This window comes from Prevotella sp. ne3005, assembly GCF_900110085.1.
GTDB lineage: Bacteria > Bacteroidota > Bacteroidia > Bacteroidales > Bacteroidaceae > Prevotella.
This window is the reverse complement of the sequence record NZ_FOCK01000002.1, coordinates 67,515-85,953: the sequence shown is the minus strand read 5'-3', so window position 1 is coordinate 85,953 and position 18,439 is coordinate 67,515. Positions and strand designations below refer to the sequence as shown.

The 18,439-nt window shown below is 47.8% G+C and carries 15 protein-coding genes and 4 tRNA genes; 11 read left to right on the top strand and 8 right to left on the bottom strand.

Features of this window, described 5'->3' with window-relative positions; all coding sequences use genetic code 11:
• The first annotated feature begins 46 nt into the window (after positions 1-46).
• Positions 47-958 (top strand): glucosaminidase domain-containing protein, encoded by a 912-nt coding sequence (locus tag BMY16_RS03300; RefSeq protein WP_091840051.1) that lies wholly within the window; start codon positions 47-49, stop codon positions 956-958.
• A 36-nt stretch (positions 959-994) separates the two neighbouring features.
• Here BMY16_RS03300 and BMY16_RS03295 read toward each other — a convergent pair.
• The 7 genes from BMY16_RS03295 to BMY16_RS03265 form a co-directional block, all read right to left on the bottom strand.
• A tRNA-Gly gene (locus BMY16_RS03295) sits at positions 995-1,065 on the bottom strand.
• Between the two features lie 29 nt (positions 1,066-1,094).
• Positions 1,095-1,167: transfer RNA gene (locus BMY16_RS03290), tRNA-Thr, on the bottom strand.
• 14 nt (positions 1,168-1,181) lie between these two features.
• A tRNA-Lys gene (locus BMY16_RS03285) sits at positions 1,182-1,254 on the bottom strand.
• Positions 1,255-1,300: 46 nt separating this feature from the next.
• Positions 1,301-1,373, bottom strand: a tRNA-Lys gene (locus BMY16_RS03280).
• A gap of 79 nt (positions 1,374-1,452) precedes the next feature.
• Complete coding sequence (locus tag BMY16_RS03275; RefSeq protein WP_091840050.1) at positions 1,453-2,931, bottom strand: DUF5687 family protein; 1,479 nt, start codon at positions 2,929-2,931, stop codon at positions 1,453-1,455.
• Positions 2,928-3,524, bottom strand: coding sequence for an outer membrane lipoprotein periplasmic chaperone LolA1 (locus tag BMY16_RS03270; RefSeq protein ID WP_091840048.1), 597 nt, complete (start codon positions 3,522-3,524; stop codon positions 2,928-2,930). Before BMY16_RS03270 ends, BMY16_RS03275 begins: the two co-directional genes overlap by 4 nt.
• Before the next feature lie 119 nt (positions 3,525-3,643).
• Positions 3,644-6,139, bottom strand: a complete 2,496-nt coding sequence (locus BMY16_RS03265) for an FtsK/SpoIIIE family DNA translocase (protein WP_091840047.1) — start codon at positions 6,137-6,139, stop codon at positions 3,644-3,646.
• Between the two features lie 95 nt (positions 6,140-6,234).
• Between BMY16_RS03265 and BMY16_RS03260 the strand changes: the two genes are divergently transcribed.
• The 8 genes from BMY16_RS03260 (at position 6,235) to BMY16_RS03225 (ending at position 13,887) form a co-directional block, all read left to right on the top strand.
• Positions 6,235-6,885, top strand: coding sequence for a 3'-5' exonuclease (locus BMY16_RS03260; RefSeq protein WP_091840045.1), 651 nt, complete (start codon positions 6,235-6,237; stop codon positions 6,883-6,885).
• The gene (locus BMY16_RS03255) at positions 6,857-8,029 is read left to right on the top strand and encodes a class I SAM-dependent rRNA methyltransferase (RefSeq protein ID WP_091840044.1); all 1,173 of its coding nucleotides are present in this window, start codon (positions 6,857-6,859) and stop codon (positions 8,027-8,029) included. Before BMY16_RS03260 ends, BMY16_RS03255 begins: the two co-directional genes overlap by 29 nt.
• Positions 8,019-9,344, top strand: a complete 1,326-nt coding sequence (tilS, locus tag BMY16_RS03250; RefSeq protein WP_091840042.1) for a tRNA lysidine(34) synthetase TilS — start codon at positions 8,019-8,021, stop codon at positions 9,342-9,344. The genes BMY16_RS03255 and tilS overlap by 11 nt, the downstream gene beginning before the upstream one ends.
• A gap of 221 nt (positions 9,345-9,565) precedes the next feature.
• Positions 9,566-9,706 carry an ArsR family transcriptional regulator gene (locus tag BMY16_RS03245; RefSeq protein WP_091840040.1) on the top strand — a complete coding sequence of 47 codons (141 nt, stop codon included), beginning with the start codon at positions 9,566-9,568 and terminating at the stop codon, positions 9,704-9,706.
• Between the two features lie 11 nt (positions 9,707-9,717).
• The gene (locus tag BMY16_RS03240) at positions 9,718-10,035 is read left to right on the top strand and encodes a DUF5053 domain-containing protein (protein ID WP_091840039.1); all 318 of its coding nucleotides are present in this window, start codon (positions 9,718-9,720) and stop codon (positions 10,033-10,035) included.
• 93 nt (positions 10,036-10,128) lie between these two features.
• Positions 10,129-10,422 carry a nucleotidyltransferase family protein gene (locus BMY16_RS03235; protein WP_091840037.1) on the top strand — a complete coding sequence of 98 codons (294 nt, stop codon included), beginning with the start codon at positions 10,129-10,131 and terminating at the stop codon, positions 10,420-10,422.
• Between the two features lie 1,068 nt (positions 10,423-11,490).
• Entirely contained in the window at positions 11,491-13,161 is a 1,671-nt protein-coding gene (locus tag BMY16_RS03230; RefSeq protein WP_091840035.1) for a BACON domain-containing protein, read from the top strand.
• 351 nt (positions 13,162-13,512) lie between these two features.
• The gene (locus BMY16_RS03225) at positions 13,513-13,887 is read left to right on the top strand and encodes an A1S_2505 family phage non-structural protein (protein ID WP_091840033.1); all 375 of its coding nucleotides are present in this window, start codon (positions 13,513-13,515) and stop codon (positions 13,885-13,887) included.
• Between the two features lie 54 nt (positions 13,888-13,941).
• Here the strand turns inward: BMY16_RS03225 and rho are convergent, their stop codons facing one another.
• Positions 13,942-15,870 carry a transcription termination factor Rho gene (gene rho, locus BMY16_RS03220; protein WP_091840031.1) on the bottom strand — a complete coding sequence of 643 codons (1,929 nt, stop codon included), beginning with the start codon at positions 15,868-15,870 and terminating at the stop codon, positions 13,942-13,944.
• 165 nt (positions 15,871-16,035) lie between these two features.
• On the opposite strand from rho, the gene yihA reads away from it, so the two are divergent.
• Positions 16,036-16,638, top strand: coding sequence for a ribosome biogenesis GTP-binding protein YihA/YsxC (gene yihA, locus BMY16_RS03215; RefSeq protein ID WP_091840029.1), 603 nt, complete (start codon positions 16,036-16,038; stop codon positions 16,636-16,638).
• Positions 16,639-18,426, top strand: coding sequence for a ribosomal protection-like ABC-F family protein (abc-f, locus tag BMY16_RS03210; protein WP_091840028.1), 1,788 nt, complete (start codon positions 16,639-16,641; stop codon positions 18,424-18,426).
• Positions 18,427-18,439: the final 13 nt, after the last annotated feature.

Genomic DNA, 18,439 nt, shown 5'->3' with positions numbered 1-18,439 from the left:
AAATAATTCAAGAGAAATCATTACTTTTGCAAAGAAATATACGGTTATGAGGAAGATTTTTTTGACAACAGCCCTTTTCCTGGCCTTGAGCAGTGCTGCTCAGGTGCGATGGAATCAGGCTTATCAGCAATATATCGATCAATACAAGGACATCGCCATCGAGCAGATGCAACGCTACAAGATCCCTGCCTCCATCACCTTGGCACAGGGACTCCTGGAGAGTGGTGCCGGGCGTAGTGAACTCACACGTAAGGCCAATAACCACTTTGGCATCAAGTGTCATAACGGTTGGACTGGGCCTACCAGCTATCACGATGACGATGCGCGCAGCGAGTGCTTCCGTGCCTATCGCTCTGCCTATGAGTCGTATGAGGATCATTCCCGTTTCCTTTCTACCAGTCGGCGTTATAGTTCTTTGTTTAGTCTCAAGACCACCGACTATAAAGGCTGGGCCAAGGGATTGAAGGCGGCAGGCTATGCCACCAATCCGCAGTATGCCAACAAACTGATAGAGATTATCCAACTCTATAAGCTTAATCAGTACGACAATGCCAAGGGCTACGACCGTTTCATGACCCAGCGCACGAAGGATCATCAGGTCAACGGTGCCTCGCTCCACGTCATCCGCATCTTCAACAAGAACTATTACCTGGTAGCCCGTCGTGGTGATACCTTCAAGTCGATTGGTGAGGAGGTGGGCATCAGCTACCGTAAGATTGCCAAATACAACGAGCGCAACAAGCGCGACCAGTTGGAAGAAGGAGAAATCATCTGGCTGAAAAAGAAACAGAAGAAAGCGCCGAAGGAGTATAAGGGTCGTCTGCACTATGTGCAGCCCGGTGAGTCGATGTACTCCATCGCCCAGAAATACGGCATCCGCCTGAAGAACCTCTATAAGATGAACCGTCTGTCGCCCGACCATCAGATCAGGGTAGGCGAAGGTCTTCGTCTGAGATAAAACAAATCATGCAGGCCCCTGCATGTTTTATTTCTGAGCGGAATACGGGAATCGAACCCGCCTCCCAGGCTTGGGAAGCCCGTGCACTACCGATGTGCTAATTCCGCTTAATAAATAAAATCTGTGATTACTTGTGAGCCGATACCCGGACTCGAACCGGGGACCTACGCATTACGAATGCGTTGCTCTACCAACTGAGCCATATCGGCAACCTTTCGAGATGTACACCCGCAGGGGCTCGAACCCTGGACACCCTGATTAAGAGTCAGGTGCTCTACCAACTGAGCTACGGGTGCATGCTATTTTTCAAAAAGAAAGGAGGACCGCTTGCCTCCTTTTTTGTACACCCGCAGGGGCTCGAACCCTGGACACCCTGATTAAGAGTCAGGTGCTCTACCAACTGAGCTACGGGTGCATCCTTTTGTTTAGCGGGTGCAAAGGTACATACTTTTTTTGATTCCACCAAACTTTTTGGCGATTTTCTTCATAAAAAGTTATTCACGGGTACTGTGAAAGCCTTCTAAGTTCTCATAACGGCGCTGCATCATGCGATTATAGATGTTCCTGATCCATAATGGATGCGCCAGAATGAACGCCAGTCCTACCACGCACATGAAGATATAAGTATAGGTCAGACCCACGAGCAGGTAGCCCAGACCTGTAATGAGGATGGGGCCTATCAGCGCAGTCATCTCAATCACGATCTGCATGCCGTTCTCGAAGTTTCCCTTCGCCGTCATCTTCAACTGCAGGGGGATCGTCTGCTTGTTGTACACCGCCAACTGGAAGATGATAAAATGCAGGAACCCTGCTGTCAGCAGCATATAGGCAAAGAGCATCAGCAAAGAGAACTTCCCTGCAAACACGGCAGGCAGCATGATGACAAATGGGATAATGAGCACCAGGCTGTAGAACCAGAACTTCGCCTTCAGTAGTGCGATGATGTTCTCGCGGTGCATCATGAGCAGGTCGATATAGTTGCCTTCCTGTCCCATAATCTTGATGAGGGCAGTCATGCCGTAGATGGCAAAACAGTAGATACACCAGAAGTTCAGCATCAGTTCACTGTCGTAGATGTTCGTATAGGCTATCAGTGCCGAGAACATCACGATCAGTGCCAAGCTCATGATACAGCGGCTGCGCATGGTCTTGTTTCTCATGTTCGACTTCATCTCGATCTTCATATATTCGCCCACAAGACCAAAATGCTCGAGGAACTTAAACTCCGACACATGCTTGAGCGCCTGCTCCTTCTTCTTCGAAATCTCCTCGTAGACAAACTTGAACTGGAACCAGCGGTTCACGAAAAACAATCCCACGATGACCAAGATAAGAGCTGGCAGGAAATACCAAGAGACGCCAACCACCTTATAGGTGTCGAGCATCCATTCGAACGAGCTGCTTTTAAACTTCAGGAACAGCGGGATAAAGGGTAGGGCATAGAACACCAGCGACACAGGGAACCACAGCACCTTGCGGTTGATGAGCGTACGGAAGAAGAGGTAGATCTGACTGTTCAGTATGATCAGCAGCTCTGCCGTTATCAGTTCTACGAATGTCATCCATCCAGCCCCGGCAATCATGATGATGATCGAGTAGGGGATGAACATCGCCAGCCACAACAGGTTATAGCCGCTCACGTGTTCGCCCAAAAGGAAACACTCGATGGCGGTATAGCGCGAGATGGGTTGCAGGATATAAGGCTTCACCATCATACCCGGCGTAGACTGGAAGATAAACCTCAACAGATAGTCGATGACCAGGAATACCGGTGCAAAGGCAATCATCATACCAGCCTCGCCATCAGCCATAGAGCCGATGATGGCACCATACATAATCAAGTAGATGGCGAACATCACACCACCGAAATAGATCATGGCCTTCGCCCACTTGTTCTGCTCAAATGCCGGACTGCGCTTATAGCTCAGGTTCGTGTTCTTCCTAAGAAGCCTATATAACTGTAACTTGTTCATCGTAAATCTATGACCTCAGCAGTCGGGAAATCTTTGGAGTTAAAACGGAACTGACTGTCAGCAATGGCCTGTTTCTTCAGATCGGTAATGTCGAAGATGGTCCACTTCTTTCCCTGCAACAGCTTCACCTGCGTGGGATGATGGTTGGTCTTGTCAATGGTGACAAACAACTCCTTGATCTTCGTTTGGGGATTCGAGGCCGTCAGATGTACTACGTAATCCTTGCCGCTCTTATTCAGCGTGCAGTCATACCCCTTCTTGTAGAGATTGATGAAGTTGTAGGGATTAATGGCCTGAAGCTGTGACTCGGTGGGATTGCTCACGTTCACCTCGTCGTTATTCTTCATATAAGTCCACTGCGTCTTGCCATCAAACCAAATGGTAGCTTGTGGTGTGGTAGCATAGAACTTGCGACCTTTCACGGCAATGGTACCATGGGTGCTGCCGTGTGCGCCTGTCATCCTGAAACTGGCTCTTACGCCTTCCTTGGCCGACACCATAGCGGCAGCCTTGTCGAGCACGCTCTTCGCCGTCTGCCCGTAAGTTGCGACGCTCAGCAGCATCGCCGTTATCAGAAAACAAATCTTTTTCATATTTTAATCTTGATGTTTTACATCGAGCTCGCTCACGTTCGACATAGCTTAAGCAAGCTTAGCTCTGTTCTCACTTAATCGCGACCTTCAATCTTCAATTTTCAATCTTCAATCTTCAATCATCTCAGACTACTGAGGAGATTATTCAGACTATTCTCATCCTGCAACATCACCTCACGCGGCTTCGAACCCATGGCGGCACCTACCACACCAGCCTTCTCCAACTGGTCCATCAGTCGTCCGGCACGGTTATAGCCGATGGCAAACTTTCGTTGGATGAGTGAGGTAGAACCACTCTGTTCACGGACAATCAGTCGGGCTGCATCCTCAAACAGCGGGTCAAGGTGCTGCATGTCCACATCCCTGCCGCCACCATCGCCAGCATCAGCCTCAGGCATATCGGGCTCAGGCAGCTCAAATGGCATGCCGTAGCTCTGTTGGTTGGCGATGAACTCATTGATGCGCTCCACCTCAGGTGTGTCGACAAAGGCACACTGCACACGGATAGGCTCCGCACCTCCTAAGTAGAGCATGTCACCCTTACCAATCAGCTGCTGGGCGCCTGTACGGTCCAGAATGGTCTTCGAGTCGATACCCGCACTCACCTTAAAGGCAATACGGGCGGGGAAGTTGGCCTTGATGTTACCCGTGATAATCGTGGTGGTGGGTCGCTGGGTGGCAATCACCATGTGGATACCCACGGCACGCGCCAGCTGGGCGATACGGGCAATAGGCAACTCAATCTCCTTACCGGCCGTCATGATCAGATCGCCAAACTCATCGATAATCACCACGATATAGGGCATATAGCCATGACCCATACACGAAGGATCAGTGTTTTGTGGCACGATCTTGCGGTCCAGGAACTTCTTATTATACTCTTTGATGTTACGAGCGCCCACCTCTTTCAGCAGGTCATATCGCTTATCCATCAGCTTACAGAGCGAGTTCAGCGTCCTTACCACCTTTGTAACGTCGGTGATGATGGGATCGGCATCCTCGTCGGGCACCTTCGCCAGGAAGTGGTTGATCAGCGGATTATAGATTGAGAACTCAACCTTCTTCGGGTCCACGAGCACAATCTTCAACTCTGCCGGATGCTTCTTATATAATAAAGAGGTGACGATGGCGTTCAGGCCTACCGACTTACCTTGACCCGTAGCACCGGCCACGAGCAGGTGGGGCGCCTTGGCGAGATCGAACATAAACACCTCGTTGGTAATTGTCTTACCCACAGCACAGGGCAGTTCCATTTGCGACTCCTGGAACTTCTTCGAGTTCAGGATCGATTCCATCGACACTATCGAGGGCTTGGCATTCGGGACCTCGATACCTACCGTTCCCTTACCGGGCATCGGGGCGATGATACGGATGCCGAGGGCCGAGAGGCTCAGGGCGATGTCATCCTCCAGCGAACGTACCTTTGTGATACGCACACCGGGAGCCAGCGTGATCTCATAAAGGGTGATGGTCGGACCCACCGTGGCCTTGATGCTCGAGATCTCTACACCAAAGGTGCGCAGCACTGATACGATCCTGTCCTTATTGGCATTCTGCTCAGCCATATCGATATACGGCTTACCGTCGTTATCGTATTTCTTCAACAGCTCCAGCGTCGGATAGCGGTAGTTCTCCAGATCGCGCTTGGGGTCGTAGGGCTCCATGTTGCTGGGGTCAACGAGCGACTTGCCATTGGCTGCCTCATTGTCTCCCTCGGCCACTTCCACCTTCATATCCACCTTGTCGCCGTCCGTGGACTTGGGCTTCACGGTCTTTGGACGGTGTACGGGCTCGCCGTTGTCCTCGTTCTGATACCCCTCGTCGATCACGATGGCGTCACCGTTGGACTTGAACTCCACCGTCTGCGTGGCGGGGTCGTCAAACACCTTGAGCTCCTCCTCGTCCCCCATCTGATCCTCATAAGAGTCCACAGGCTCATTGGGGTCATTGTTGGTCACGGCAAACTTCACCTTATCTATAATCTTCGATGGATTCAGGATTTTCCGGATCACGAAGATGGTCTCAGCACTCACGTAGGTCAGGAAAGCGATGGCTATCAGTGCCAGCACCGCCGTCAGTCCGGGTGTGCCGATCAGATTCTCAATGAATTGTGAGATATACTGTCCGTGGTCGCCACCGGGGTTGAAGCTGGCGTCAGTAAACAGTGGTGAGAGGAATTTTGCAAACGTCACCGATGCCCATACCATCAGGATGCCCAGAGCAAAGAACCACTTCAGCAGGTTCACCTTATAGGCCTTGATCAGATGGATGCTCAGCATGAACACAAACACCGGAATCAGAAAAGCCGACAGTCCGAAACAGCGCTTGATGAAATACCATGAGAGGTAGGCGCCCATACTGCCGCAAGTGTTGGCAAACTCATGGTTTTGGTTCAGCACCTCTCCCTCGCGTGGATCCTCTATCAGGCTCTGATCGGCAGCGCCCGTCGAGAAATACGAGATAAAGGCGAACATCATATAGATTGCCAGTCCGAAGAGCACCAATCCGAAGATAAACTTCAGTCGCTCGTTCAGGAAAATATCTTTGAAGCCTAATACGCCACTCAGGCTGTTGGCGCTGCTTTTTTCGCTCTTTACTTTCTTTTTCTTAGCCATTTTATCGTTCTTTTCGTAAATTTGTTGCAAAAGTAGTCGAAAAAAATAAGATTTCATCATAAATCGCGATTTTTTTAGTAATTTTGCACACAGAAATGAAAAAGTTAATATATAACAAGCTTACAAAGAGCCGGATTAACGATCTTGAGTTGGTAAAATTCCCTGGAAAGATTGTGGTCGTCGTATCGGGCAGTGAAGCCTCCCGCTGTGTGGATTATCTGCTGTCGCAGCCCGTCCTCGGATTCGATACAGAGACACGTCCCGCCTTTCAGCGGGGTGTCCACTATAAGTGCAGTCTGCTACAGGTGTCCACCGACGATTGCTGCTTTCTGTTCCGTCTTAACCATACGGGGCTCGCTCCTGCCATCGTCCGTCTGCTCGAGGATACGACGGTGACGAAAGTCGGATTGGCGTGGAACAACGACCTGCTCTCTCTCCGTCAGTTGGGCGAGTTCACTCCCGGCACATTTGTCGATCTGCAGGATATGGTCCGTGAGATTGGCATCGAAGACCAGAGCCTCGTCAAACTCTATGCCAACCTTCTGGGTGGACATATCAGCAAGCGCGAACGGCTCTCCAACTGGGAGCGCGATATCCTCACTGATAGTCAGAAGAGCTATGCAGCCATCGATGCCTGGGCCTGTGTGAAGATGTATCGTGAGCTATGCCGTCTGAAAGAGACTGGCGATTACGAACTGGTTGTAACAGATCAAGAAAATGAAGAAGATAACTCTAAAGAAAGGTAAGGAAGAGAGTCTGCTCCGCTTCCATCCCTGGGTATTCTCAGGTGCCATCCAGCGTGCCGACGAAGGTGTCAGCGAGGGCGAAATCGTGCGTGTGGTCACCAATCATGGCGATTTCATCGCTATCGGCCATTACCAACAGGGTTCTATCGCAGTGCGTGTATTGACGTTCAGCGATGTAGCCATCGATGCTGAGTTTTGGGCTTCTCGTCTGGCTTCTGCCCTGAAGATGCGCCAATCCATCGGCATTGCCGATAACCCCGATAATAACACCTATCGTCTGGTTCATGGTGAGGGTGATAATTTGCCAGGACTCATTATCGATGTCTATGGTAAAACCGCCGTCATGCAGGCCCATAGCATCGGCATGCACCTCTGTCGTAAGGAGATTGCTGAGCAATTGGTCAGGGTGATGGACTCCCGCTTGGAACATGTCTATTACAAGAGCGAAACCACGCTGCCGTTCATGGAAGAGATGCAGAATGGCTTCCTTTATGGCGGTTCCACCGATAATGTGGCCCTCGAAAACGGCTTGAAGTTCTATGTCGACTGGCTCCGAGGTCAGAAGACGGGTTTCTTTGTCGACCAGCGTGAGAATCGTGCCCTCCTTGAGCGTTTTGCCCGAGGCAAGAGTGTGCTCAATATGTTTTGTTATACAGGTGGCTTCTCATTCTATGCCATGCGGGGTGGAGCAAAGCTCGTCCATTCTGTCGACAGCAGTGCCAAAGCCATCGAACTCACCAACCGCAATGTGGAGCTGAATTTCCCTGGCGATCAGCGTCATCAGGCTTTCTGCGAAGATGCTTTCAAGTATCTGGAACAGGCTGGCGACCAATACGACCTGATCATCCTCGATCCGCCAGCCTTCGCCAAGCACCGTGGGGCGCTCCATAATGCCCTTAAAGGCTATACCCGTCTGAACAATAAGGCCTTCCAGAAGATTCAGAAGGGTGGCATTCTCTTTACGTTCAGCTGTTCACAGGTGGTCACCAAGGATCATTTCCGTAATGCCGTCTTTACGGCTGCCGCCCAGGCTGGCCGTAAGGTGCGCATCCTCCATCAGTTGCATCAGCCCGCCGATCATCCTATCAACATCTATCACCCCGAAGGCGAGTACCTGAAGGGGCTTGTGCTCTATGTTGAGTAAGGTTGCCGATTTCATCGCGAAGCATCAGCTTCTTTCGTCCTCTGGTCTCCATCTCGTCGCGCTGAGTGGTGGAGCCGATAGTGTTGCTCTTTTACGGATTTTGCGCGATTTAGACTATCGGATAGAGGCTGCCCATTGTAATTTTCATTTACGAGGGGCTGAAAGCGACCGAGATGAGCAGTTCGTTAAGGATTTATGCAATTCCTTGAATATACCCCTTCACTTAATCCATTTTGATACAGTAGAATACGCATCCTTACATCAAGTAAGCATTGAAATGGCTGCCCGTGAACTTCGTTATGGGTATTTTCGCCAACTTTGTCAGGATATTGGAGCGGAGACGGTATGTGTGGCCCATCATCGCGACGATGCTGTTGAGACCTTCCTGATGAATCTCCTTCGAGGCTCTGGCATCCATGGATTGACGGGCATCCGTCCTAAAAACGGTCTCATAGTCCGCCCGTTGCTGGGAGTGAGCCGTCAGGAGATTGTAGATTATCTCCATTCCATCGGTCAGGATTACGTTACCGACTCCACCAACCTCCATGATGATGTGCTCCGCAACAAACTGCGCCTCAATGTGTTACCTCTGCTCAAGGATATCAACCCCAGTGCAGCGGAAAACATCGATAAAACCGCCCGTTTCTTGCAAGAAACGGAGAAAATCTTTGATTCATTCATGCAGACTGCACTACAGCGACTCGTCCGTACAGAAGGTCAGACGCAGTCTGTCAGCATCTCAGCGCTTCTGCAGCAACCTGCTCCTGCAACTTTTCTCCATGAATGGTTGTCGCCTTATGGCTTCAATACTGCCCAGACTCAACAGATGATCGATGGTCTTAACAGCCATCCGGGAAAGACGATTTCATCGGTATCCCACACCTTGCTCATCGACCGCGAAATGCTTATCTTAGAGCCCGTCAGCGATCCTTCCAAGCCCATCCGTATTCCAGAGCCCGGACGTTATCGTTTTTCATCTGAAATGCTTTTTGATGTAAAATTGTCCAATGATATAACAATTTCAAAGTTAGACGATTGTGCTACGATCGATGCAGCAAACATTCAATTCCCCTTAACAGTGCGTTTAGTGCAGTCTGGCGATGCATTTTGCCCCCTTGGAATGGAAGGACATAAGCTTGTGAGTGACTTTCTTACCGACCGCAAGTTGACGCTTCTAGAAAAGCACCGTCAATTGGTGGTAACCGCTGCTAATGGCAACATCCTCTGGCTTGTTGGCCAGCGCCCCGACAACCGCTACCGCATCACCCCCCAAACCACCCAAGTCCTTATTATAAAGATTGAAAATGTTGGATAGTATCCACGATTTTGATTGAAAATCGTGTGTAAGGATAATGATTTATTACTCTATTTGAGGGTGTAGAGAGATAAAATTATTTTAAAATTATCCCAACTCGCGCAAAAATATTTGCACGAGTATGAGTATAATCCTTCAACCTGCTACAAAATGATAATTTTCTTTAAATAATTTGCTTAGTACGAAAATTCGTAGTATATTTGCAGTACATATTAAACAGTATGAAAGTTGAATTATCAAAAGACGAAGAAGAATTGATTGCTGCAATTAGGAATTATAGGCTATCATTCCCTAATGGGCATCCACAACTTTTGTGGTATGCAGTTCAATGCTTCGATAAATTGGTTGATTTACCTGAATAGGAGGACGAATTATGGAAACATTATTAAATGAAAAAGTTGATACGCATGTAAAGGAGAAACTTCAAGATATTCTTCTTACTGTATCTTGGCGTGAGATTGCAAGAGGCTATTTCGGGAAGTCATCATCATGGCTGTATCATAAGCTGGATGGTATTGATGGTAATGGTGGCGTTGGTGGCTTTAGCGATGAAGAGAAGCTTCAGCTTCAAGGTGCTCTATATGATTTAGCGAGGCGAATCAGAACTTCTGCAGATTCGTTATCAGAACTCAATGAGGTCGAATTTGAGTTCCCATCGATGATTGCATCAGAACCATCGCCTGAACGATGATCATGTTGCTTATGATTCCCAGTTGCCTCGGTGAAGGGTCAGTGTTACCTGTCATCGGAATGATCTTTGCAGCGTAGAAAATGTTTTAGGTGTATGTTGGTACTTCAAGACTGTGTAAATAAATTGGCCGAATTCAAAAGTTCTTCTGGGGCTAAATACGGCATTATAAAACTCGGTATTTTCGGTTCTGTCGCAAGAAAAGAGAATACTGATACGAGCGATATTGACATCGTTGTTGAAGTAAAACAACCAACGCTCTCTATGATGTATGACTTGAAAGAGGCATTGAAAGCCCTTTTCGGATGTGATGTAAACTTAGTTCGGTTTCGTGATTCTTTGAGACCCCTGTTTAAGTCTAACATTCAAAAAGACGTTATCTATGTTTGATATTCTCACAGTTTTTTGATGAAAATTACAATATAGCCTACATGCCTACATGATTTGTGCGTATCATTCTAGGTGTTAAGTATTTAGCAAATTGTTAGCCTACATAAAGCCTACATGCAGCCTACATAGTACCTACATGTTTTTATCGTTTTCGCAGGCATAAACTGCATGTTTAGATACTTTAAACCTCCCATTTGTGTTGCTTAAACATCCAGTATGCTCCTTGATGACTTTGAAATTCTCTAGAGAATTCACGAGTTTAGTCGTCACTCTCTAGAACTTTACCCGGACTAAAGTCTGCAATTCTCTAGAGAATTGGTGAACCATCCATATCCTTCCTTGATCTTTAGACTATCCTTCGCAGCACTTTAGATAGTCTTTCGCATGACAAAAGATAGTCTTTCGCATGACAAAAGATAGTCTTTCGCATGACAAAAGATAGTCTTTCGCATGACAAAAGATAGTCTTTCGTGTTCTAAAAGAACATTTTTGAATACAAAAAGACGCTATTTTGCTCATAAAACCCCTTTTTTGTGTAGGCTGTATGTAGGCTACATGTAGGCTTTATGTAGGCTCCTTTTTGGCTATCCTATTATATTTCAAGTGATTATAGCCTATTTATGTAGGCATGTAGGCTATTCTTTTAATTCTCAACTTGTAGATGCACTTGAATCCTGATCATATGACATACTTCAAGTACAACCTCAATTCCAGTCACAAAATGAAGATTTTAGGCGAATAATTTGGTGTTATCAAATAATCTTCCTATATTTGCAAACGTATTATAAAGTTGAACCCATTAATAAAACTGCGTATGGTAACATAACGAAGATTTAAAAACAGACATATTGTGAAGCGTCGACTTAGATTCTTGTTCTCGAAAATCTGCAAATTTGAAAGAACCTACAAGAGTAAAGGAGATCGTTCGCGCCTGATGGCGTGAGCTTTTACTCGTTTAAGTAGGTTAGGTGTTTGCAGATACCTCGAGAACGTAAGCGAAGTAATTTGCTCACGTTTTTTATTATCCAATGACTAAAACAATTTATTAACAATAAAATACCAATAATTATGAAAACAATTAAGTATTCGCTCTCTGCTTTATTGGCAGTACTTCTTAGCGTTTGTGTTATGTCTTGTGGTGAAGATTATTCCAGTCCATTGAAAGGTCAAATTGTTAGCGATCAAACCTTTGAAACTGGAACTAACAGCAAAACTGTAACAATTGGTACAAAAGATCTAAGCAAATGTACTGTATCAAGCAGTGCCAATTGGTGTAGTGCTACTATACAAACCTCCATGGTTGTTATTAATGTTCAACCGAATGATACTTATGAGGAACGTCAGGCTGTAATCACACTTACAGATCCAGAAGATGGTACAATCCTATCATTCAAAGTAGTCCAAAAACAGAATGATGCCATTTTGATAGACAAGGACAACTATGATGTTCCTGAAGAAGGAGGAGATATAACTATTAATGTTAAAAGCAATGTAGATTATATTGTCGAAATACCTTCAAATTCGAGTTGGTTAAGTCAAAAAAAATTAGCCACAAGGGGCCTCAAAGATTCTAAAATTGTATTGAGTGCGGAAAAGAATAATAGCGGAGACGAAAGACAAGCTACAGTTCTCATAACCGACAAGAACTCAAGAGCTTCGTCTTCAATAACAATAACTCAATCACTAACCCCGTTTATTGATATTGAAAAGGAGAATTATTCGGTATTAGAAGATGCTTCAACTATTGAGATATCAGTAAAGACGAATATAAAGTTAGAAATGATTATTGATAAGGACTGGATAATAGATGCTGGAAGAATCAATAATAACGATCTTAGTTTTACTCAGAAACTAAATATATCACCCTTGTCTAGCAACTCAGGTAGAACTGCTACAGTTGTTTTAAAATCACAAAACACCAAATGGGATTTATCTAAGGAAGTACATATCTCACAAACAAGGGGGCTATATATTACGAGTCGTGATATAAGCATATATGTTGGTGAATCTTACGCAATCAAATATGAAAATAATACAGATCAAAACTTAAAATGGGATTCTTCTGATACCTCTATTGCAACTGTAAATAGTGATGGTGTTGTCAAAGGAAAAAAGAAAGGTGTGGCTGTTATTTCTGTATCAACGTTAGATGGGAAGAAGTCTGATAAGGTTAGTGTAGATGTCCAGAAAAAAATTGTTTATAAAGCAGAAGCAGTTGATTTAGGTTTGTCTGTATTATGGTCTGCATATAATCTTGGAGCTGAGAATCCTGAGAATGTGGGAGCTAGCTTTGCATGGGGAGAAACTGCTGAGAAAAGTAGCTATAACCAGAATAATTACTTATATTATGATAATAATATGGAACAATATATTTTCATAGGGAAAGATATAAGTGGTACTCAATACGATGCTGCAACTGTAAATTTAGGAGGTAAATGGAGAATGCCTACAAGAGATGAAATGACGGAGTTATTAAAAAATTGCTCTTGGGAATGGATGCAAATTAATGGTATGAATGGTTATAAAGTAACAAGTAATAATGGTAATTCGATATTCATGCCTGCAGCTGGCGGCGCAGATTTTAATCAGGATGGCAAGTATTTGAGGTATTATACTTCCACTCAATATTCATTAGGATATGTCTTGACACTTGTATTAGATTCTTCATTTTTTGGGAGTGCCGATTTTGGTTTTAATCAATACTATGGATTTGCAATAAGGCCTGTAAAATCAAAATAAAGAAATGACAACAGCTGTTTATGACACTATGTGGAGTCGGTAATATGATCATTGACATAATTCACGATGTCCCAAACTGATTGGGGATTGACATAGATTAACACAAGAAAAAGCTCTCTAATGAATGATATTAGAGGGCTTTTTTGTATATTTGCACCCGAAAAAGGTTTATGGGAGAGGAGATTTTTCTAGATTCAATCTATCAGAGCATGCAGGACTCTGCATGGGATGTGCGCCTCTCATTGGGGCGTCCATCATCGCATGCTACGCGAGAGCAAGCCTTGCAGCAAGTTGCAATGTTGAAAACTGCCAAGGAGGCTTGGCTTTTTAATGATATTAAGTAGAATAAATATGGAACAGCAGAGAGTGACACCTGAGCGGATAACGCATTTGGAGAAGAATGAGGTTTTTGTGTTTGGCAGTAATCTGGCTGGGGCACATGGTGGCGGAGCGGCTTATATCGCTTACAAGAAGTTTGGTGCCATCTGGGGTCAGGGCGTTGGATTGCAAGGTCAGAGCTACGGCATTCCTACAATGCAGGGTGGAGTAGAGACCATCAAACCCTACGTGGATGAGTTTATAGCGTTTGCACGCCAGCACCCTGAACTGACTTTCCTCGTGACTCGTATAGGTTGTGGTATCGCTGGCTTTACCAACGAGGAGATTTCTCCGCTGTTTGAGAAAGCCCATGAGGTGGAAAACATCGTGCTGCCCTTAGGGTGGTAAAAAGAGACAGGAAATAAAGAAGCCCTTCCGATGTGGAAGGGCTTTCTTGTTTCTTTATCCGTTCATGGAGAGGAGGAATTCCTCGTTGGAACGGGTGGTTACCAAACGGTCGCGGATGGTGTTCATGGCTTCGATGGGGTTCATCTCGGCAATGAACTTACGGATAATCCACATGCGGTTGAGGGTAGTGTCATCATGCAGCAGATCGTCGCGGCGTGTAGACGACTGAACGAGGTCGATGGCCGGGAAGATACGCTTGTTGGAGAGCGAGCGGTTGAGCTGGATTTCAGAGTTACCAGTACCCTTGAACTCTTCGAAGATCACCTCATCCATCTTACTGCCGGTGTCTACCAGTGCCGTCGCGATGATGGTGAGCGATCCGCCACCCTCGATGTTACGGGCAGCACCGAAGAAACGCTTGGGCTTCTGCAGGGCGTTGGCATCGACACCACCGGTGAGCACCTTGCCTGAGGCGGGCGCTACCGTGTTGTAGGCGCGGGCCAGACGGGTGATGGAGTCGAGGAAGATGACGACATCGTGGCCGCACTCCACCATGCGCTTGGCTTTCTCGAGCACGATGCCTGCAATCTTGACATGACGGTCGGCGGGCTCGTCGAAGGTAGAGGCAATCACCTCGGCATCGACGGTGCGGGCCATATCGGTCACCTCCTCAGGACGCTCGTCGATCAGCAGCATCATGATATAGGCCTCTGGATGGTTGGCAGCGATGGCATTGGCGATGTCCTTCATCAGTATGGTCTTACCAGTCTTGGGCTGGGCCACGATGAGGGCGCGCTGACCTTTACCGATAGGAGAGAAGAGGTCGACAATGCGCACGCTGGGGTTGGTGGTTGCCTTGTCGCCGCAGAGGGTGAACTTCTCTTCGGGGAAGAGGGGCGTCAGGTGTTCGAAGGCCACACGGTCGCGCACTTCCGAGGGATGGCGGCCATTGATGGAGTTGACATTGGAGAGGGCGAAGTATTTCTCGTTCTCATGGGGAGGACGGACGGTGCACTCTACGACGTCACCCGTCTTCAGACCGTATTTCTTAATCTGCTGGGGCGATACATAGATATCGTCGGGCGAGGAGAGGTAGTTGTAGTCGGAACTACGGAGGAAACCATAGCCGTCGGTGAGACACTCGAGGACACCGTTGCCGGTGATGATGTCACCGAAATCGTACTTAGGTGCTTCCTGCGGACGGGTGAACTCTTTCTCTGTGGTCTGTGCCTGCTGGGCCACAGGACGGTCGAATATGTCGAGCGTGGGCAGGGCTTCCTGGTCTTCGATGGGGATATCGATCATCGTGATGAAGTCGGTACCATCGCCCGGGTCGCCGAGCCATACACCGTCCTCATCAACCTCGTCGGTATCGACAGGGTATGCCTGCTGTTCCTTGCGGTTGGAGAGCTGCTCGCGGAGCTGCTCGATAGCGTTAGTGGCATCCTCATCGGCATTATTGTCGGCGAAGTTGCCTGCCTCGGGCACCACGAAATCAGCCTCGGGCGCTTCGGCCTCAGGTACTTCTGCCTCAGGCACTCTCTCTGCCTCCATAGCGGCCTGTTCGGCAGCCTCGGCGGCTGCTGCCTCAGCAGCGAGCTCGGCCTTGGACTTGCGACCACGACGCTTGGGAGCGGGTGCTGCGGGCGCTTCTTCCTCTTCGGGCTGTGGCGCTGCAGCAGGCAGGTCGCTGAAGAGCGAAGGTGACTCCACCTTCTTTTTCTTGCGATTGCTCTTGGAGTCGAGGTTTTCGCCCTCGTCGCCATTGACGGTATATACTTTACTCGTATCTTTCTTGGCGATACGTGTACGCTTGCGTTTGGGGGAATCATCGGCGACAGCACTGTTTTCTGCAGCCTTGTCGAGGATGGCATAGACAACATCTGTCATCTCGTCCTCGGGTTTTACCTTGATGCCCAACTGGTCTGCTATACCCACTAGCTGGGGTATATCCATAGCTTCTAATTCTTCTTTTGTATACATAAAATAGAACGAATAATTTCTGAATTTAACCTCAAAAACTTGATTGGAAATGCTTCGCGAACGGAAGCATTGTTTTGAAAAACGATGCAAAGGTAGTGATTATTTGTCATTTCTCCAAATATTTTCAAAAAAAATATTACCTTTGCAGCAAAATTTAAGGATTATATGGAAATTAAGAAAGCAGAATTCACGCTCAGTGCGCCCAGAGAGTCGATGTGTCCGCAGGATAATAAGCCGGAATATGCCTTTATAGGCAGGTCGAATGTAGGCAAGTCGAGCCTCATCAACATGCTGACCAACAACAAGAAGCTGGCCAAGACATCGGCCACACCGGGAAAGACGCTGCTCATCAACCACTTTATTATTAATAATGAGTGGTATCTGGTGGACCTGCCCGGCTACGGCTTTGCGAAGCGCTCGAAGAAGGAGGTGCAGAAGCTGGAGCAGATGATCAACGGTTATATCCTGCAGCGCCAGCAGCTGGTGAACTTGTTCGTGTTGGTGGATGTCAGACTGGAGGCTCAGAAGATAGACCTGGAGTTTATCGAGTGGCTGGGACAGAGCAGCGTGCCCTTTGCCATCGTGTTTACGAAGGCCGACAAACTGAGCGCAGCGAAGGTGGCTCAGAATGTGGAGGCCTATAAGAAGGTGCTGAGTGAGACGTGGGAGGAACTGCCCCCGATATTTGTCACGTCGTCGGAAAAGAAGCAGGGCAGAGACGAGATACTTGATTACATTGAGACCATCAATGCAGGACTGAAAGACTAAATGGCGAAAGATACTCCATATTTAGATGTGCAGCAGCTGACGAAGTCATTTGGCTCGCTGGTGTTGTTTGAGAATATCAGTTTCTCGATTGCCGAAGGGCAGAAGGTGGGGCTGATAGCGAAGAACGGTACGGGCAAGTCGACACTGTTGTCGGTGCTCTCGGGTAAGGAGGGCTATGACTCGGGCGACATCATCTTCCGCAGGGACCTGAAGGTGGGGATGCTGGAACAGGCACCGGTGTTCGACCCTATGGAGAGCGTGCTCGATGCGTGTTTTAATCATCAGGGCGACCCGGAGAAGGTGCTCAAGGCCAAGCAGATCCTGACGCAGTTGAAGATACGAGACCTCGACCAGCCCATGGGACAGCTGAGCGGCGGACAACAGAAACGCGTGGCGCTGGCTAATGTGCTGATTACCGACCCCGACCTGCTGATTCTCGATGAGCCCACGAACCACCTGGACCTGGAGATGATAGAGTGGCTGGAGGGATTCCTGAACAGGGGCAACAAGACGCTGCTGATGGTGACCCACGATCGATTCTTCCTCGACAGGGTGTGCTCCGTGATCCTGGAACTCGACGACCAGACCATCTATACCTATCGCGGTAACTATAGTTACTATTTGGAGAAACGTCAGGAGCGTATCGACAACCGCAAGGCGGAGATAGCCCGGGCGAATAACCTCTATCGTACGGAACTGGAGTGGATGCGCCGTATGCCTCAGGCCCGAGGTCATAAGGCCCGCTACCGTGAGGACGCTTTCTACGAACTGGAGAAGGTGGCGAAGCAGCGCATTGAGGAACGACAGATACGTCTGAAGTCGAGAAACGTCTACATCGGTTCGAAGATCTTTGAGTGTCAGTATGTGTCGAAGGCCTTTGGCGACCAGGTGATCCTGAAAGACTTCTACTACAACTTCTCGCGATTTGAGAAGATGGGCATCGTGGGAAATAATGGTACGGGCAAGTCGACCTTTATCAAGATGCTTTTGGGAATGGTGCCTCTGGACAGTGGGCGCTTTGACATCGGTGATACCGTGAGGTTCGGTTATTTCTCACAGGAAGGTCTGCAGTTCGACGAGCAGATGAAGGTCATCGACGTGGTGAAGGACATCGCGGAATATATCGACATGGGGGGCGGCAAGCATTTCTCGGCATCGCAATTCCTGCAGTATTTCCTCTTTACCCCAGAACAGCAGCACAACTATGTGTATAAACTCAGTGGCGGAGAACGACGGAAACTGTATCTCTGTACGGTGCTGATGAAGAACCCCAACTTCCTGGTGCTCGATGAGCCGACAAACGACCTGGACATCGTGACGCTACAGATACTGGAGGAATACCTGCAGGACTTCCCGGGTTGTGTGATTGTGGTGAGCCACGACCGTTATTTTATGGATAAGGTGGTGGACCATCTGCTGGTGTTCAAGGGCGAAGGTGAAATCAAGGACTTCCCCGGTAACTATACGCAATACCGTCAGTGGCAGTCGCTACAACCGAAGGAAACTGCTGAGGCCAATAAGCCCGCCAAAGAATCGAAGGAGACGAAAGAACGTCCACAGAACCAGACGAAACGGAAGTTTACGTATAAGGAGAAAATGGAGTTTGAGCGGCTGGAGAAAGAGATTGCCGCCTTGGAGGAGGAACAGCAGCTGATAGAGGAGGCCCTGTGCAGCGGGACGCTGTCTGTCGATGAGCTGACGGAGAAGAGTAAACGGTTGCCACTGCTGAAGGATGAACTCGACGAGAAGTCCATGCGGTGGTTGGAGCTTAGTGAGATTGAAAATTGAAGATTGAAGATTG

Coding starts and splice junctions, on each gene's coding strand:
- BMY16_RS03300 (WP_091840051.1), top strand. CDS start 47: ATGAGGAAGATTTTTTTGACAACAGCCCTTTTCCTGGCCTTGAGCAGT.
- BMY16_RS03275 (WP_091840050.1), bottom strand. CDS start 2,931: ATGAACAAGTTACAGTTATATAGGCTTCTTAGGAAGAACACGAACCTG.
- BMY16_RS03270 (WP_091840048.1), bottom strand. CDS start 3,524: ATGAAAAAGATTTGTTTTCTGATAACGGCGATGCTGCTGAGCGTCGCA.
- BMY16_RS03265 (WP_091840047.1), bottom strand. CDS start 6,139: ATGGCTAAGAAAAAGAAAGTAAAGAGCGAAAAAAGCAGCGCCAACAGC.
- BMY16_RS03260 (WP_091840045.1), top strand. CDS start 6,235: ATGAAAAAGTTAATATATAACAAGCTTACAAAGAGCCGGATTAACGAT.
- BMY16_RS03255 (WP_091840044.1), top strand. CDS start 6,857: ATGAAGAAGATAACTCTAAAGAAAGGTAAGGAAGAGAGTCTGCTCCGC.
- tilS (WP_091840042.1), top strand. CDS start 8,019: ATGTTGAGTAAGGTTGCCGATTTCATCGCGAAGCATCAGCTTCTTTCG.
- BMY16_RS03245 (WP_091840040.1), top strand. CDS start 9,566: ATGAAAGTTGAATTATCAAAAGACGAAGAAGAATTGATTGCTGCAATT.
- BMY16_RS03240 (WP_091840039.1), top strand. CDS start 9,718: ATGGAAACATTATTAAATGAAAAAGTTGATACGCATGTAAAGGAGAAA.
- BMY16_RS03235 (WP_091840037.1), top strand. CDS start 10,129: ATGTTGGTACTTCAAGACTGTGTAAATAAATTGGCCGAATTCAAAAGT.
- BMY16_RS03230 (WP_091840035.1), top strand. CDS start 11,491: ATGAAAACAATTAAGTATTCGCTCTCTGCTTTATTGGCAGTACTTCTT.
- BMY16_RS03225 (WP_091840033.1), top strand. CDS start 13,513: ATGGAACAGCAGAGAGTGACACCTGAGCGGATAACGCATTTGGAGAAG.
- rho (WP_091840031.1), bottom strand. CDS start 15,870: ATGTATACAAAAGAAGAATTAGAAGCTATGGATATACCCCAGCTAGTG.
- yihA (WP_091840029.1), top strand. CDS start 16,036: ATGGAAATTAAGAAAGCAGAATTCACGCTCAGTGCGCCCAGAGAGTCG.
- abc-f (WP_091840028.1), top strand. CDS start 16,639: ATGGCGAAAGATACTCCATATTTAGATGTGCAGCAGCTGACGAAGTCA.